General features: G+C 36.7%; 12 protein-coding genes. 1 reads left to right on the top strand and 11 read right to left on the bottom strand.

Annotation, left to right across the window (positions count from 1 at the left end):
* Window positions 1-368 precede the first annotated feature (368 nt).
* The 11 genes from ACYT32_RS07390 to ACYT32_RS07340 form a co-directional block, all read right to left on the bottom strand.
* On the bottom strand, window positions 369-1,925 hold the full coding sequence (locus ACYT32_RS07390) for a hydantoinase/oxoprolinase N-terminal domain-containing protein (RefSeq protein ID WP_395265599.1): 1,557 nt from the start codon (window positions 1,923-1,925) through the stop codon (window positions 369-371).
* The gene (locus ACYT32_RS07385) at window positions 1,918-3,039 is read right to left on the bottom strand and encodes a DUF917 domain-containing protein (protein ID WP_395265600.1); all 1,122 of its coding nucleotides are present in this window, start codon (window positions 3,037-3,039) and stop codon (window positions 1,918-1,920) included. Before ACYT32_RS07385 ends, ACYT32_RS07390 begins: the two co-directional genes overlap by 8 nt.
* A 26-nt stretch (window positions 3,040-3,065) precedes the next feature.
* On the bottom strand, window positions 3,066-4,412 hold the full coding sequence (locus tag ACYT32_RS07380; RefSeq protein ID WP_395265601.1) for a purine-cytosine permease family protein: 1,347 nt from the start codon (window positions 4,410-4,412) through the stop codon (window positions 3,066-3,068).
* Between the two features lie 699 nt (window positions 4,413-5,111).
* Window positions 5,112-5,609 carry a VanZ family protein gene (locus tag ACYT32_RS07375; RefSeq protein ID WP_395265602.1) on the bottom strand — a complete coding sequence of 166 codons (498 nt, stop codon included), beginning with the start codon at window positions 5,607-5,609 and terminating at the stop codon, window positions 5,112-5,114.
* A gap of 70 nt (window positions 5,610-5,679) precedes the next feature.
* Window positions 5,680-8,136, bottom strand: coding sequence for an SLAP domain-containing protein (locus ACYT32_RS07370; RefSeq protein WP_461793387.1), 2,457 nt, complete (start codon window positions 8,134-8,136; stop codon window positions 5,680-5,682).
* 507 nt (window positions 8,137-8,643) lie between these two features.
* Window positions 8,644-9,858 (bottom strand): PTS fructose transporter subunit IIC, encoded by a 1,215-nt coding sequence (locus ACYT32_RS07365; protein WP_395265604.1) that lies wholly within the window; start codon window positions 9,856-9,858, stop codon window positions 8,644-8,646.
* 25 nt (window positions 9,859-9,883) lie between these two features.
* Complete coding sequence (locus ACYT32_RS07360; protein ID WP_395265605.1) at window positions 9,884-10,348, bottom strand: PTS sugar transporter subunit IIA; 465 nt, start codon at window positions 10,346-10,348, stop codon at window positions 9,884-9,886.
* Complete coding sequence (locus ACYT32_RS07355) at window positions 10,341-12,263, bottom strand: BglG family transcription antiterminator (RefSeq protein WP_395265606.1); 1,923 nt, start codon at window positions 12,261-12,263, stop codon at window positions 10,341-10,343. The genes ACYT32_RS07360 and ACYT32_RS07355 overlap by 8 nt, the downstream gene beginning before the upstream one ends.
* 470 nt (window positions 12,264-12,733) lie before the next feature.
* The gene (gene ppsA, locus ACYT32_RS07350; RefSeq protein WP_395265607.1) at window positions 12,734-15,130 is read right to left on the bottom strand and encodes a phosphoenolpyruvate synthase; all 2,397 of its coding nucleotides are present in this window, start codon (window positions 15,128-15,130) and stop codon (window positions 12,734-12,736) included.
* A gap of 882 nt (window positions 15,131-16,012) precedes the next feature.
* A complete protein-coding gene (locus ACYT32_RS07345; protein WP_395265609.1) occupies window positions 16,013-16,741 on the bottom strand; it encodes an SDR family oxidoreductase in 729 nt (242 codons plus the stop codon).
* A 267-nt stretch (window positions 16,742-17,008) separates the two neighbouring features.
* Window positions 17,009-17,812: an aldo/keto reductase gene (locus tag ACYT32_RS07340; protein WP_395265610.1), complete on the bottom strand. Its 804-nt coding sequence runs from the start codon at window positions 17,810-17,812 to the stop codon at window positions 17,009-17,011.
* A 146-nt stretch (window positions 17,813-17,958) separates the two neighbouring features.
* Here ACYT32_RS07340 and ACYT32_RS07335 point away from each other — a divergent pair.
* Window positions 17,959-18,522: aldo/keto reductase (locus tag ACYT32_RS07335; protein ID WP_395265611.1), on the top strand; the 564-nt coding region annotated here is incomplete at its 3' end.

Genomic DNA, 18,522 nt, shown 5'->3' with positions numbered 1-18,522 from the left:
TGATTAATTATTAATTTCAAGATTATATTTGATAAGAATAAAAATATAAATGAAATTTTAACATTGCTAAATCTTGTAAATTTACAAACAAAGCTGCTGAAATTTATATCATGAGTGATTAGGAATCAAACTAAAAACCAAATATGATTTAAATCCTTAAGTTTGGATTTTTAAATATGTATATATTGCTTCTGTCTTCTCGGAGGTATGATGAATCATCAAGAGGTGAAGGAACAATAACCTTTATAGTATTAATGAAATTAAAAGAGATAAGGAGTGTTTAACATTTTCAATCAGTTAAACACTCCTTATTTACTTATTTAACATCAAGCTGATTAATTCTTAAGACACCGTTAAACTTAAATTATTTAATTATGACTATCACCTACAACCTTAACCTTTACTCTAGTTGTATCACCAGGTGCATATGAGAGTGGAATTTCTTCTACAGAAACTGTAGAAACAGTATTTTCAATTGCACCAGCACTGACAGCCTGTTGTCGTGCTTGCCGTTCTGCGTCATTAATGGCATCTGTTCTTGAGATATCAACATATTGATAAACCTTTTCGAATTCACCACCAATTTGAGCAATTGTGGCTCCAATTGCATTTGCTACCCCACCATACTGATCAGTGTATATATGAGAGACTCCATGAAGATTCTGTGGAGCAATTATTGCACCACCACCTACTAGGATAACCGAAATATCTTGAGAACTAGTCTTCATACAATCAAGTCCATCCTCCAAAATTTCTTTGATCTTAGACATTGCTTTCAATGCAAAGTCATTATCCAAATCTTCAATTAATTTAGGATCGCCAACTTCACACATACCTAATTTGGTCGCAATATCAGTCGTTGTAACAGTATTTCCACCAAACACTTTTGCTTTTTCAGTAATTTGATATCCAACACTATCTGGACCAACTGTTACTGTCCCGTCTTCCTTTTGTCTTACAATGCTTCCACCACCTAAACCAATAGATAGAATATCTGGCATACGGAAATTAGTTTGAATACCACCGACATTTACTGATTTAGAAGATTCACGTGGAAATCCATTGACTAAAACACCAATATCAGATGTTGTTCCGCCGATATCCAGCACTAATGCCTCTTTTTGTTTGGATAAGTATGCTGCACCACGAATGCTATTGGTGGGGCCACTTCCAATTGTTAAAATAGGATGACTTTTTGCATAATCAATCGACATTAACGTTCCATCGTTTTGACAAAGGTATTCCTGTGCATCTGTAATACCTTCAGATTTTAAAGCTTTGCAGAAACCATCTGTAACTAATTTAATCACTTTGAATAATGCTGTATTTAGAATTGTTGCATTCTCACGACCAATTAACCCAATTGATCCAATGCTTGAGGAACAAGAAACTGGCATACTATTACCAAGTATTTGATGGGTCAGTTCTGCAACTTTTTCTTCTTGATCATTATTAATAGAAGAGAAAACTCCAACAATAGCGACTCCATCTATTCGGTTTTTCCAACTCTTTAATATTTCCCTAACCTCATCTTCATCAAATGGACTGATTTCATCCCCATTAAACTCATATCCACCATGAACCAATGAATAGGAATCAGACAAAATTTTGGTAATATCTTTAGGCCATTCTGTATAGGGCAAAATTGAAGCGGTTGCTGGATAACCAATTCTAATTACACCAACTTTACCAAGATTTTGGCGTTCAACAATTGCATTTGTCGCTTGGGTGGTCCCCAACATTGCTTCAGAAATATAATCGGTTTGAATATTACTCTGTACGATCACCTGATGAATAGCATTGTTAATGCCACTTTCAATATCTTGGGTTGTATGAGTTTTGATGCTTGATACAACATTCAGATTGTCATCCAAAATAACCGCATCCGTATTTGTTCCTCCAACATCAATTCCTAATTTATACATGTGATTCACCCCAACTTTCCACAAAATCTTGATATCTTTTTTCAATAGGTACATAGTCAACTTCATACTTGAAGTACCGAGGACCAACTGATGCTATTCCTGCAGGAGTTCGCCATTTATCATCGGCGGGTAAACCAAGAATATGGACACGTTTGCCATATTTGATTTCTTCATTTGTCACAGGTTGAAGAGTATCAATATCTACTATCGTAATTAAATCTGGAGCCGTGGCTAATACTTGTTCATCAGCCTTGAAAATAATGTTTTCATTTTGGAATTCAATCTCACCCGTCATCCCAAGATTCTTATCCAAGCCTTTAATTGTCGTTTTACCAAAGTTAAAGCCATCTTTTGTTGTATGTTGGATATCAATTATTTTCCCTGTAAACAGACGATATCCCTTAGTTATTTCCAGTAACTGATTCAGAGCTTCATCAATCGAACTGTATTCGTTAGAATGTTGTATCAAATTACCAATTTTTTGACTTTTTGTGACAATTCCTAATACACCAGCTTCACGTAACTCCCTGCCGGTAAGCCCATCACTAGCACTTGTTGCGGTTGCTCCCATCTGAACAGTTGTAGAACGACCAATTTTTTCGGCCCACACAGGGTTGACAGTGTTAATCAAATTTGTATTACCGCGTTCGTCAGTAATGACCATGGGTGTAACATCGTGTCCAGCTAAAACAAAAGTTGACATTTGAAGTTCTGGAAAAGCCCTACCCATTCCATCAGCGTCTACAATTGGTAAATTCATATCACTCGCTGCCACAATAGGAATCATTGAGTTGATTCCTCCTGCTTCAATAGGAAATGTTCCATAAATCTTTTTACCATAATAGTTTTCCAACATCTCAAAAGAACGTTTGAATTCACTACCATTAGGGAATTTTTCTAAGGAAACGGCCGGAGCTCCAATCCCTGAAGCTGAAACAAATAATTCATCATCGGGAGCCTCTTCGGGAGAAATCAATTTAACTGGTCCATTTTTCTTGATCATTGAAAGTGCCATTAGCTTACCGATATATGGATTCCCTCCACCCCCAGAACCTAGTAGTGCAGCTCCGATAGCAATTTCTTTTATATCTTCTGCAAAAAGTTCTCTACTCATGCCTTATCGTCTCCTTCATTTAAACCCTAATTAAGTATTTTTGTACTTTCTGTTTTCTTACCAAACAATTTCATTCCAATGTAGTAGATTAAACCAGAAGCAATAATAACTGTTATTGATTGAATTCCCGAAGTAACAAAATATCCGATTAACGAACCACCAATCCAAGCCACAATCGTAACAATTGGGAACTTATCTGAATCATCAGGCAATCGTCCTGAAGCCCGACTTACATCAAGGGATTTTCTATTTCTTTTTAAAATCCAATAATCAACAAACATGATTGATGCAACCGGTGGGAAGACAACTCCCAAGACGGTTAAAAATGATGAAAACTTATCAATAACACCAATAACAGATAAGAAAGTTCCTAAACAACCAGCTACAATTGTTACCCACGCTCTATTTAAATTTATATGAAAAACTTGTTTGAAGAAATTGACAATGTCCAAACTAGCTGAATACAAATTCAAATCATTAACTTTAACTGACGAAAGAACAATTAGAGCAATTCCAAACATACCTGTTAATTGGTAAATGATAGGCATGATTTGGCTTGTTCCAACTGCATGCGCCATCAAAACACCAATAACGTTGACACCAAGTTCTCCAACTAATGTACCGATAACACAAATCCAAAAAACATCTTTACCATTTCTAGAACGCCGTGTTAGATCAGGCATGATTATTGCACCAACAATAAAATTACCGGTAACCATTGTAATAGCAGAACTTAAAGTCATCGCTGCACCCGGAGCTGCCATCGTTACAAGTCCAAAGATGGTATGCCCCTTCATCATGTTATAAATGGCGACACCTAAAACAACTAGAAAGGCTGGCACGGAAATATTTGTTGTCCAGCTTAAACCTTTGAATCCAAAAATAACTGACAAAGTAACCACCAAACCCGTAATAGTCGAAACTATTCCAAAATTTGCATTTTTACCGATGATAGAAACAATTCCCTGAGCAAATACAGAGTTTTGTATTCCAAACCAGCCAATTAAACTGATGGCAAAAGTTAATCCAACAACTGCAGAACCAATTGTTCCAAAGCCTGTCCATTTGGATAGTAAACTCGTTGCTAATCCCTCTCTTTGACCAGCCAAGCCTAATCCATAGGCAATAAATTGCAAAATAACACTTCCAATAAGTGTTGATAGAACAGCATCTCTAAATGACATACCGTAACCTAACTCTGCTCCCAACATAAATTGGCTTAAACAAACAAATCCACCGATTTGAACCATCAGGATTTTCCACATTGGATCTCGTTCTTCTTTGGGAACTCGTTGTGTAGAATAATCGTCAAACGTTCCTTCACTAGTTTGTGGCTCTGTTACCAAAGGTTCTTTTTCATTATCCAAATCCATATGTAAATCCTCCTTATCAAATATCAGTAGTGTGTTTCTAATGTGATTAGATTTAGATTAGAAAAACATTATTAACATTAGATTTATGTTAGAAATATTAACAGATTATTTGTGTTTTTGCAATAAATTGTCAACATTAATTTGGATTTTTGATTTTTATAAAGGAATAGCTGAACATTTTCCAGCATTCATTAGTTTTTATTAATTAAAGAATTCTAATAAAAAGTAATTGACAGTTTTTATTTGAAATTCTTAATTATATCTTTAATTCAGAAAAGGAACCTAATTAATCTGAACTCTTAAGTTTGGACATTTAATTAGATCTTGGTATGAGCGGCTTGACAATAACCCTTACGGGTATGAGGAAGGTTCTTGCTTGATTTACCGTTATACCAAGTTTCACAAGATTCTTAAATCTTATTTTGATTTTCTTCCATGATTTCCAGATATACTGTCTGAATTTGGGACGGAGTAATTAATCAAGATTTTTGATTGGTTTCCTTAAAAAACATAGAAGCTCCTACCTCAATTTCACTTAGTGAATAACTTGAGAAATTGCTTAACTTCTCCTTTTGGCTTGTCCACTTGAATTCACTAAAAAAACCCTTAGTTTTTACCAAAACTAAAGGGTTCATTTCAAATCGGAGAGATGATTTAAATTTCTTTTTATGAGAAAAAGTCTGATTCGACTACGTTTTTTTATTTATCAATCCTACTTTTAAATTGAGAAAAAATAATAATTAATAATCCACCAATAATAATTCCAGTCGTATTAGCAATGACATCGTTAATATCACTAGTCCGATTGATCAAGAAATAATGTGATAAATAATACTGCGCTATTTCAAAACCACTACTGCAAATTATGCCGAACACTGCCAGAATCAATAATGGTATTTGTGGAACTGATTTTTTGATTATCATTCCTAGAGGAATTGTTAAAATTATATTTTCAAAGAAACCGACGTCGTGAAAATAAAGCCTTGTCTCATTCACACGTCCAATCCCTGGCGGCAAGATCTGGACAGATAATCCGTCAATTGAGATGGGCGTGAACAAAATAGCACTGATTCCTATCAGGTAAAGCATTGTTAACAATGCTAATGGAAAATGTTTAGAGTTTTTATATTGATGGACCACAAATAACGTGACACAACTTAAGATTATTAGAATAATTGTTATTGGTATCCATCGCATTTTGGGCCTCTTATAAAACTTTCATTTAGACCGCTATGCTACCATATTTATCCTCAAAAACAAAATCGACTCAAGATTGAACTTTGATGTATTCATCTTTGCCAACACGAAAATATTCTTGACCATGCAAGTACAATACTTGATCAACTTTCCAAGAACTCTTAGCTGGCAAAGTTTCCTTGATAGGTGTCCCTTGAGCATCGTACAATTGAACTTCTTGATCTGCCTGATAGATAGTAGAAACTGGTTCTGTAGCGACAATTCCATCAACTTTGACATAAGCGTCTGTAGCTACTCGATACATTTTGACCCCATTGATCAATACGTAACCATCAGTATTCCAGCTACTACCTGCTTTTAAGCCTTGGCTTAGCAATTGACCTTGAGAATTATAGAGCATTGTATTACTTGGTACCGTGACGACACTCTTTGCATCAACTGGTTTAAAGACAATACTCTCATCTGCGGACAAGTATTCATCAGTCGCCACTCGATAAAAGGCCTGTCCATTGATGGCGACGATTTGATCGAACTTCCATCCACTATTTGGTGTCAAAACATCTTTAATCGGCTGACCTTTGCTGTCAAAAAGAGTTGTCTCTTTGTTAAAGGTCTTTAACTGTCCCGCTCCTGGCAAAACAGCTTCGTAGTCACTAGCCGCAATGTACTCACCTTTTGATAAGTAAAAGAGTTTACCATTGACCTCAGTTGTTCCTTGCACACCAATTGCTGCTAAATTACTACCAACAGTGGTGTTTTTATCAACCATTTTAACTTGAACTAGTTGAGGCTTAGTTGGAGCTGTTGTTGGAGTAATCACTGGTGTTTCGACAGAAGGAGCGGATTGAACGGGGTTTTGACTGAAGACTAGATTGACTACCTGAGGATTTTGAGTAAAGCTACCTTTCAAAAGGCCAGCGTCACTAGTCAATGAATAACCTTCCACCTCACTATCAGCAGTTAAATCATAAGGACTACCAATTGTTGTACCGGCGACGACCTTGGTTAAAGCTTGACCATTTTGTTCGATTGGTTTACCGCTGGCATCTAAGTAATTGATCGTGACTGTTGGATTCTTTTGCCAAATCAATGGTTGAACGTTAGTAATAATGGTATCGAAAGTTGTATTACCAACTGTCTGAGCGACATAGGCGTCAGGATTTGTCGAATAGTCCCAGCCAATATGTCCATAAGTCAACTGTGCAGCCGACGAATCTGGTGTCTTCAAAACGTAATTATCATTGCCAAGATTGGTTAAATTATCATCAGCAAGACCTGCTTTAGCGACTGTGTAACTAAAATGATAAGTGTCAGCGATATCTTTACCATTTATGCCAATGATTTTTGGTGCGGTAAAACTAATCGGTTGATTTTCAACGGCGTAAACTGGTGTTGCAATTCCGATCGTATCATTTGAAGCAATGGCCGTCACACTATTACCGGTCGAAGTCCCCTGTAGTGGCGAGAAATCAGTAATTTGTGAATTAGTCAATTCAATTAAATGACTGCTTTGCCCATTATCTGCATATTTATCCAAAGTTGGTTCAACGGCTTTTAGTTCCTGATCATTCAAACCACTATTAACTGAAACCTTGGGGTCACCATTTAGTTCAAGATCAGTTGCTCTACTAAGGTCCAAATTGCTCAGTTGATTTACATCGATTTGTTGACCCTTGGGCGAACTAAAATTCCCTGAAAGGGTTAAACTTTGAAAAGGAATATTCTCCAAGGGGCGCAAATCAGGATTAGCTTTGTCATCAGCTGCTAAATCAACTTGAAAACTTAAAGTTGATTTAGCTGGCATCAACTGCAAATATTGCATACCATCAAGACTCTCAATCGGTGTATCTTGGTCATCAGACATCGAAGTTTGTGTCTTATTTTGACGTAAAAGATAATTGGTTTCACTGATTAACACATTGTTTGGGAGAATTTTTTTAACTTCACCAACAGTCAGATCCTGAGTTGGCATCAGACCAAAGCTGTTTTTAACAATGTCACCTAATAACGGATCGGCAAACTTAACGACTGTATCATCGGTCACATTGCTGGGGATTGCATAAGGATTCGTTGTATTATCTGTGCTTGTTACAGGTGGTGTTGGTTGTGATGGAGTTTGACTAGTAGCACCAGGAGCAACACTTGCAGTTGGTGCTGCTACAGGATTTTTAACGATATTGATGGTAGATGTCGAACTAACAGTACTAGAACTCGAGCTCGTTGCAGTTGCCCCAGTCGCGCTTGGATTGGTTGTGGCCGCAACAGTTGAAACCGTATTTGTAGTTGAAGTTACCGTTTTAGGTGTGGTTGTATCTGCTGCTGTATCTGTCGCAGTGGCCGACACTTTCGAATCGGTCGTTGGTGTTGGAGTTGTTGCTGTTGAAGCTTGTGATTGGGTCGTTACTGGTGTCGCTGCAGTCGAGGAATCCGTGGTCGCTGCTTTAACACTTTGGCTTGAAACTGAACCTAAAATGATTGCTGAAAATAATGAAACACCAAAATATAAACTCTTTTTATTCATTAACATTTCAATCCACTCTTTTCTTTGTTTTCGCGCTCATTTTAGTGCATGTTTAAACAAGAATGAATCATTAACCATTACCTTCCACTGACCGGTTAAAGCAATATTCCATTAATAACTACAGCCAAGCCATTTTATTCCGAAATGACATTTTGGAAAAATCCTTTTGCTAAAAGCGCAAATAGAGCAGCAACTCAAAATTGAGTCACCACTCTATTTACATTAATGCTCGGCAGCAAAACCTTTTTTGTCTTGCTCCCATATTAGTAACGGAATATTAATTTCTCAGTCTACATCAGGCTTTGTGACATGAACTGATCGGCTTTGAAGAGCTGTTAAAAGGCCAACGCCTACAGCTACTCCAATAATAATTGCTAAAAAGAATAAAAATAGATTATTGGTTGCCCCAAGAACTCCGACAATCGGGCCACCATGCGGTACAACATCAGTTATTTTGAAAATTGCACCGAAGATTCCAGCAACTGCGGAACCTAAGAGAATTGAAGGGAAAACTCATTTGGGATTAGCGGTTGCTGAAGGAATCGTACCCTCAGTAATCCCAATTAGTCCCATTAAAACGGCAGGAACAGCTGCAGCTCTTTCATCTGAACTGAAGTTTTTACCGTTAATCAAGGTAGCAATTCCAACTACTAATGGAGGTACTGGAATTGCACAAGCTACAATACCCATTATTTGAGGAGCATTGGCCGTAATGGAAGCAACTCCAAACAAGAAAGCGACTTTATTGATTGGGCCACCCATGTCAGATGCGACCATTAATCCCATGATTCCTCCAAGTAAAATACTGGTTGAAGGGTTGGCAGATAAAGCTTTCAATAATGATTCTAAAGCGGTCATCAACCAAGAAATTGGCTGACCTAACAAATAGACAAAGGCTCCTGATAAAATTGCCGTTCCTAATAATGGAATTATAAAGATTGGCATTATCGGGCGTAATTCTTTTGGCACCTTCCAAGTATTGATCCATTTAACTAGATAACCACCCGCAAAACCAATCAAGATGGCGCCTAGAAAACCTGTTCCGGCTTTTGTCCCTAATATGTCGGGACTATTAGCGACTAAAGCACTGATCATTACTGGAGCTAAGGCAGCCCGTCCTGCAATCGCATCGGCAATATATCCAGCTAGGACTGGAATCATCAAAGTAAATCCTAAAACTCCGACTTGATTCATAACTGACCAAACCGTACCTTTAGGAATCACCATGCCACTGCTTGTCGGATGGCCACCAAAGGCAATCGATAATGCAATGAATAATCCCCCTATTACAACGAAAGGAATCATGTGTGAAACTCCATTTAATAATTGCTTAACAACTGGTGATTGTTGAGTTTTTTTTGTTGTTTTTACAGTCGTTTCATTCTCATTGTTATCCAAAAAATTTCCAACATGATACACCGGAGCCGTTTCACAAAGTTTGATTAATGATTCCGGATCTTTAATAGCCGTGGTAGTGTCACCAAAAACAACTTTTTCGCCATCGAATCTTTGAATATCATCGACAGTCACGTCAGCACCGAAAACTATGGCATCGGCGTTCACAATATCTTCTAAACTCAAAGTGTTTTCTGTCCCCGAAGCACCTTCAGTTTCAATCTTAACTTTCGTATAACCTAACTTCTTGGCAGCTTCTTCCAATTTCTCAGCCGCCATGTATGTGTGGGCAATTCCCACTGGACATTTAGTTACCCCAACTAAGGTAGTCATTGATCCATCCCCTTTTCAACTTTAGTTACTCATTTACCACTTCTGCAACCATTGCGTAAAGAACTTTCGGATTCGATAGATTACGTAGAATTCTTTCAATATATTCAGTTTTAACTAGATTTCGGGACAACTGCGACAATAATTTCAAGTGTTCGTTGTCAGTCGTATTCTTAGGGGTTAGCAGTACGAAAACAATTCTTACGCCATTACCATCAAGTGCCTCCCATTGCACCTCTTCCTTGAATGTAAAGATACCAACTATTGGTTCGTCAAGTGTCGACACAACCGCATGTGGAATGGCTAAACCGTGAATGAAGCCCGTTGTACCAAGCTCTTCTCGCTCAAAAAGACCATCTTCTAACTCTGATTCACTGACATCGATTTGGGATGCGAGTAAATTGGCTATCATTTTCAAAGCATCATCTTTAGTATTGGTACCCATCTCAATGTCAGTAAAAATATAATCAGGTTCAAGTATTTGTTTAGTCAAAGTCATTTGCTCCTAATAAATCAATAATTTCTTGCGGATCATCACTGATTAAAAGTTGATTGATCAAAGGTTTGTTCTCAACTAATTTATTCAATTGATGATAGATTTTTTTCAAACTAGCCGTATCGATTCCTTTTAACCCCATGAAGAAAGCTAAATGAATCGTCGTTCCTAACCAATCGATACCTGCTTGTGATTTAATAATGCCAATGAATGGTTTCTCAACAAAATCAGTTGTACTGTGTGGCAAAGCGATCCCATCAATGGCTGTACTGGACAAAAGTTCTCGCTTGACTGCTGCTTGAAAAATTCCGTCTTTGGCCAACTTTAAGTCAACAGCTTGAGTGGTAATTTGCTTAAGAACGGCTTGATAATCACTGCCAGTTTCATTGAAAATTATCAAGTCAGGTCTCAGTAATTCCTTAAAAGGTGTTGGTGGTAGGTTGGCTTGTTTGATATTGGAAACTAACTCCAAAATCGATTCTCGATCAGATGCGTTCAAAAATGGCGTTACTAAGACAGCAGGTTTGGGTGCATTGAGCAAAGCCACGGTGGAAATGATAATGTCAGTTGCAATGTTTTCCTTAGGTAATTCATGCAAAGTATAAATTGCCTTCACTTTCACAGAATCATGTAAATTTTGGTTGATTTTTTCTTCCAAAAACTTAGCTGTTCCGATTCCAGAATTACAAACTATCGCGGCCGATACTTTTTCACCGACGATGCCTTTACGTTCGCTAAAAGATTCGAAATACATTCCTATATAAGCAATCTCATTATCTTTGAAGACAACATCAAATTTTTGTTGAATCTTGCTAGATAATTCCAGTGCCTCTTCAAAGGCAAGCGGATATGAACGTTTGAAATTCTCAGTATAGGGGTTGACTGTGTGCATCCCAAACTTGATTCGCTTGATTGCCATTGAAATATGCTTGCTGACACCATCTAGAAATTGATCATCATAAATATTGACGTGTGTATCTGGTCCGATAATCAGTTTTTTGATAGCTTCGATCTCATTGTCCTCGTCGAATTGAAGAGATTCGCTATTTTCCAACTTGATCAAAATTACGAAATTATTCAGAAATCTCTTTTGATCAGCAGAAAAGATATATTGAAATTTTTCTTCAAAACTGCTGGCTAGACAATCAGTTTCATGTTCTAACGGCGTTGCATGATATTCAGTCTCTCGATCACGTAAGAAAAAGCTTGAATTACTGAACAACGTGTATTGAATCAACAGATATATCACCAAAGAGGTGTATTCATATTCCGTTGTCCTAAAATGGTAATATTCCAAGAACTGGTCAACGAATCGAAATATTCTTTCGGCAGTCTCTTTGCTGAAAAAGTTGCTCAAAATTGGTGGTAGAATTACGTTGTTTTTATTACTTTGATTCAAATCTTCTCCCCAATAATTGTGAAAAACGTCAATCATGAATGCATATAAGTAATCCTCTGGCATTTTTAAACGCAAGTATCCAGAATTATTGATCAAAGCACCATTATTATCTGCCAAAAACTTTCGCAACCAGGCAAGGTCGTTTTCAATACTTCTTTGACTAACGAACAACTTCCCAGTCAATTCAGAGATTGTGATCGTCCGCTTTTCAAACAATAATGAGGCAAGAATGTACATCCTTCGATCCTTGGGTGTGATAGGATTCCAAGAATCTTGATATACAAATTCTTTCTCAAAATCAGCCCGCTTGCCTACGAAATATATTCCCTTACCTCGGTCTCGAACCAGTTTCAAATTGATGCCTAAACTATCCACGTACGAAGCGATATTTGACAAATATTTTGAAATGGTTGGCTTAGAGATTTCAAAGTTTTTTTCAAGGTCAGAATAATGTGCTGTTGATTTATTCCAAATGTACTTACTTATGTCAATTTCTAGATCAGAAATAATCACGATAGGCCTCCTTTCTCTTCTAGCTGATAGCCCTTACATATAATACGAAAAATTATTCTTTAAATACCGAAAGATATTTTAATATTTAATAGTTAAAAGTTTGCGTAAACAGGCTCCTCGTGTAAATCAAATCTCCCAGTTATTCAGCTATTTGAGGGGAACTTTAACATAATAACATGTTTAAACATTTAGTAAACAAATTTATTTAATTTAGGCAAAGCAATTTAATTATCAAACGAAATTTAGACAACCTCCATTTTCGATTTTTAATAATTTATTTTTCATATATTAAGTTGTATGATTGTTAAATTATGAGCAAATAAATAATCTTAACCTTTTATTTGAATCAAACTTTACAATCTTTCAGGTGATTTTGAAAAGAAATCAGCTTTGTCAAAAGACTTATTTTGAGCAAAAAAAAAGACAACCCAATTATTGAGTTGTCTTTTCGATGAGATTACTATCTTAACTTAATCCCAATCATAATCTGTTGGATCATTTAATCCACGTCCAGTTGCCTTATCCAACATAATTCTTTGTTCAAAGTGTGCTACATTTCTCTTAGTTTCTTTAACCATATCAGGGTTAACAGATACATAGTCGATACCGCTTTGAATCAAGAAGTTAGTGAATTCTGGATACTCAGATGGTGCTTGACCACAGATTCCAACAGTCTTGCCATCTTTATGTGCAGCTTTGATCAAGTGACGAATAGCACGTTTAACAGCTAAGTTACGTTCGTCAAAGAGGCCAGAAACTGTATCATTGTTACGATCACAGCCAAGGATCAACATTGCTAAGTCATTTGATCCAATTGAGTAACCATCGATGAATTGATTGAATTGATCAGCCAAAATGATATTTGATGGAATTTCGGCCATCATGTAAACTTTGAAGTCAGCTCCACGAACTAGGCCTTCATTTCTCATAATATCTGTAACTTTTCTAGCTTCATCAACTGTTCTGACAAATGGAATCATAACGTTCAAGTTCTTCAATCCATATTCGTTTCTAACTTTCTTAACAGCAGCTAATTCTAGTTTGAAGGCTTCAATATATTTTGGATCGTAGTAACGAGAAGCACCACGCCAACCTAATAGATCAGCTGGTTCTTGTGGTTCATACTTTTCGCCACCCTTTAGTTTACGGTACTCGCTGGACTTGAAGTCTGATAGACGAAGTACCATTGGTCTTGGAGCCATTGCACGAGCTACCTTGGCAATTCCGTTTGAAAGCATGTCGACAACTTTCTCAGGATGTCCTTGTTCAATCAAATATAGTGGGTGTTCATGAATAAAGGTTGTCCAGAGGAACTCTTCACGCATCAAACCAATTCCGTCAGCAGGCAATGATGAATATTTGTCAACTAGATCAGGATCACCCAAGTTCATCATGACACGAGTTGCAGTTGGAGCAAATGTTTCAGCTGCTACTACTTGAGCGTTATTTTGAGTTGATGGATTTGATTTCTTCAAAAGACTTTCAACTTTTCCACGGTAAACGATACCATTCTTAGCATCAACTGTAACAACGTCACCGGTCTTCAAAGCCTCAGTTGCAGCAATCCCTTGACTCTTAGTCCCGACGATACATGGAATCTGCATTTCACGAGAAACGATTGCGGCGTGACAAGTCATACCACCACTGTTTGTAACAATGGCTGCAGCCTTCTTCATTGCAGGAACCCAGTCAGGTGAAGTCATCAAAGTTACCAAAACTTCGCCATCTTTAAATTCATTAATATCCTTTGGATCATCGATTACGTGAACAACGCCACTAGTTAAACCAGGACTTGCTGGTAAACCACGAACTGCTACTTCAGCGTCTTCTTCAGAAACAATGTCTTCGTCTTCGGCACTATTTTTCTTCTTCTTTTGTGACCAAACTGTTTCAGGACGAGCTTGAACGATCCAAAGCTTGTTGGTATTGGAGTCCAAAGCGAATTCCATATCCATATAACATCCATAGTGACGTTCGATCTCTTTAGCATAGCCTGCTAATTCAATTACTTGGTCATCTGTCAAAACTTGTTTATCTTGAATATCGCTTGGAACTTCTTGCTCAACTGTTCCACCATTCGTAACTCTCATCAATTCAACTGGTTGTTTGATGATGTTACGATCAACGATTTTCATTGATTGCTTATCGATTACAAAGTGGTTTGGTGTAACCTTTCCAAGAACAATGTACTCACCTAAACCATAAATTGCATCGATCACGATCTTAGAATTGTCACCATTAGCTACATTAACTGAGAACATAATTCCTGAAGCCTTTGAAAAGACCATCATCTGAACTGCTGCTGAAAGAGCAACTTTTTCGTGTGAGAAGCCTTGCTTGTGACGATAATATGTTGCACGGTCAGTGAATAATGATGAATAACATTGTTGAACCCGGTTAACTACGTCCAACTGTCCTTTGATATTCAGATAGGACTCTTGTTGTCCAGCAAATGATGCGTTAGGCAAATCTTCTGCTGTGGCTGAAGAACGAATAGCAACGAATGGATTCTCTTGCCCCATTTTGTCCCCTAGATCAGCGTATGCTTTATTAATGTCGTTTGCCAAATCTGCTGGCATTTGAGCATCAACAATCAAGTTTCTGATCTTTTCACAAGTTGCATGCAACTCGTCAGAATCTTCGTAGTCTTTAATTCCTTCCAGCAATTCGTTAACTTTATCATTCAAACCAGTTTGTTCCATAAAGTAACGATATGCGTGGTCCGTTGTGGCAAATCCATAAGGAACCGGAACATTCATTGAAGAAGTCATTTCTCCTAATGAAGATGATTTGCCCCCGACTAAGTTGACATCTTTACGATGTAATTCATCGAACCATAAAACGTTTGCAGTATCTCTGTCGCTCATAATACTACCTCCATCTAAAATTTGATAAACACACTATGAAAAGAAGCTAATTACTTTATTCAAGTAATATTGATTACGTTTTTATTATAGTTCATATATTCACAAATAGTAACCCATTTTTTGATTTCAATAAAAAAAGCTTTTCCATAGTCATTTAATCCAAAATAAATTTGATAAAGTTAAATGCAGATAGACCGCTATCTAATAGGTTTTTAAAAAATCCAATTTTATATTAGCTTTTTTAATAACAATTACATACAATTGTTATTAAATTAACAAAGTCAACCAATTTGAACAGTTTCTTCAAATAAAATGGTTTAAAAAAAGCTATCTCTATCTACGATTTGGTCCCTTTTTGGGATTGATGATCATCTTGTTTTTTGAGATTTTTGTGCAAACGCACAATTATTTTGTATTTGCTTGTTCTCGCCATTTCTTTAGAATAATAAATCTAGCTTCTTTATTCTTTATCGTGTGGGTAGATTAATTCTACTGACACGATTTTTATATCAATCCAAAGAATAAGATCAAAGATTAAAGTATTACAACAATATTCGATATTAAATAGTATCTATAAAGACAGGATCACATCAAAAGCCAATATGGTTAGATTTCCCCTATGTTCAAACTAAAAAGCACCGAAGACCCGATAGATGTTCTTGAGCAACTTGAAGAGGATAAAATTCTAGATATAAAGATGGATAATAAGTTTAGTAAGGACAATTCGTCATTGGCTATCTTTGCTACTCTTTTTGCGAAATAGCTAATCAAGAACTCGAAAAAAGTTCAAGATTTTCTCGTATGTGAGAATTTCTTGAACTTCTTGTTTGTTAGAACACAGCCCCAAGAATTACTGAAGTATGTAACTGCAAAATATGTCTTCTACCAAGGAACAATACCTTTAGTATCAGAGAACGTACCACTTACTTCGTTTGATTCATCGGTTGCTATTTCAACAGTCCTAGCAACACCTTGCTGTACGGTTTTTTGACCACTTTGACCACCGCCACCAGCAAAAGTTGTATCTACCCAGCCTGGGTTCACCGCATTAACAGTTATGTTGGTGTCGCTTAGTTCATTCGCTAAATCTACTGTAAACATATTAACCGCAGCTTTAGATGCTTGATAACCAACCGCCGTATGTCGATGCACACTAGGGTCAGAGGATAAAGTCAAGGAACCAACTTCACTAGAAATATTAATTATTTTTGCAGTTTTAGCTTTTCTCATGAGTGGAATGATATTTTGAGTGACACTGATCAAACCAAAGAAATTAACATCAAAGTCTTTTCTTACAATATCCAATTTAATCTTTGAAGGTTTCTCGTGATTATCTAGTGCAATACCAGCATTGTTAATTAGGATGTCAATACGACCATATTTTTGTTCAATGTATTTTGTTGTAGCTTTAATACTTTCTTCATTTGTAACATCTATTAATACCAAATCAGTCTCAATCCCATTAGATTGTAATTTTTTGATTGCTTCTTGTCCTAACTGTTTATTTCTTGCACCTAATAAGATGAACTGCCCTGCTTTGCCTAATTCAAGAGCTAATTCAAACCCCATGCCCTTGTTCGCACCTGTTATCAATGTGATTTTCTTATCCATAATTGCCCTCATTTGTTATTTTGTTATGATGGTTGTAATAGTACCCCCTAACGTAACGTGAGGACAAGACAAAAAGGGTCTAAGTCAAATCGTGTTGGTGAGACCTATTTCTAAGAATCATACCTTAATTGGTATGATTCTTTTTCTTGATGTCCTTTTTTGATTGGTCAAAAAAAATCGTGCCAGTAGAAATCATCTACCAACACGATAAAGTTTAGACCCATATTTAAGGGGGTATTTTTAAATAACTAAATATAGTTTTACCAATTAATAATTCAAATGTTTATCTTGATCCAAGCCATTAATAGCTTCAATTTCGTCATCTGTTAACTTAAAGTCAAAGATATCAAAGTTAGCCTTAACGTGATCGATATTAGATGATTTAGGGAAAATAACAAAGCCTGTATCTACTTGCCAACGAAGCACTACTTGAGCGGCAGTCTTTTCGTGGACTTTGGCAATCTTATTGATGGTTTCGTCTTCCAAAATCAAATGACCGTGGCCAATTGGTGAGTAGCCTTCATTGATAATGCCATTATCACGATCAAACTTAGCCAATTCTACTTGGGTCTTGTAAGGATGACGTTCGATCTGGTTGACCATTGGTTTAACTTTGCACATATCAAAGACTTGCTTCAATTGTGCTTCAGAGAAGTTTGAAACACCGATAGCTTTAACTTTACCTTGATCGTAAAGTGTTTCTAAGGCTTTCCAAGTATCTAAGGTTAAATCGAAGTTGTCATTATTTGGCCAGTGAATCAAATAAAGATCCAAATAATCTAGTTGCAGGTCCTTCAAAGTTTGCTCAAAGGCAGCCAAGGTCTTGTCATAGCCTTGATCGGAATTCCAAACTTTTGAGGTAATAAATAAATCTTCACGTTTAACATCTGAAGCTTTTAGGGCTTGACCTACTTCAACTTCATTGCCATAAATATGTGCACAATCAAAGTGACGATATCCGGCATCCAAAGCACCCTTCATTGCTTCAGCTACTTCAGACCTCTTTATTTCATAAGTTCCAAAGCCTAATACTGGAATGGAAACGCCATTACTTAATTTTTGATATTCCATACTTATCCTCCCACATTTTATAAATATCACTATATACAATTATATATTTTTTTAGATTTTTTCGCTTCCGAAATGTCTTACGCTATTTTTTTAATGAACTTTAGCGTTATCCTTGAGATATAAAATATCCAGAGGAGGTTTTGAAAATGTATCATGCAGCAGAAAGTCGTTACGATAACCAACAAGTTCGTCATGCCGGTAATTCTGGTTTGATGTTACCACCGATTTCTTTAGGACTTTGGCGCCATTTTGGTAGTGCTGACCCACTTAGTGATCGTCGGGACGTAATTTTACATGCCTTTGACAAGGGAATCTTTCACTTTGATGTGGCCAATCATTACGGTAATGGTCAAACTGGCTTTGGTAGCTCCGAGGAATTATTGGGCCAAATTCTAAAAGATGATTTAAAGGCCTACCGTGATGAATTAGTTATTTCCACTAAGGTCGGTTATGAAATCCATGATGGTCCTTACGGAATTGGTACTTCTCGTAAGTCGCTGATTCAGGGTATCAATGACTCATTACAGAGATTAAACCTTGATTATGTTGATATTTACTATGCTCATCGCTATGACGATCAGACTCCAATTGAAGAAACCGTTCGTGCTTTAGACGACATAGTTCGGTCAGGCAAAGCTTTGTACGTTGGTGTTTCCAATTATGAGGTCCCTGAAATGAAAAAAGCTATTGCTCTCTTTAAACAATTAGGA

It is taken from the genome of Companilactobacillus sp. FL22-3, from assembly GCF_054881455.1.
The sequence above is the reverse complement of the archived record's forward strand: the minus strand, read 5'-3'. Positions and strand labels throughout refer to the sequence as shown.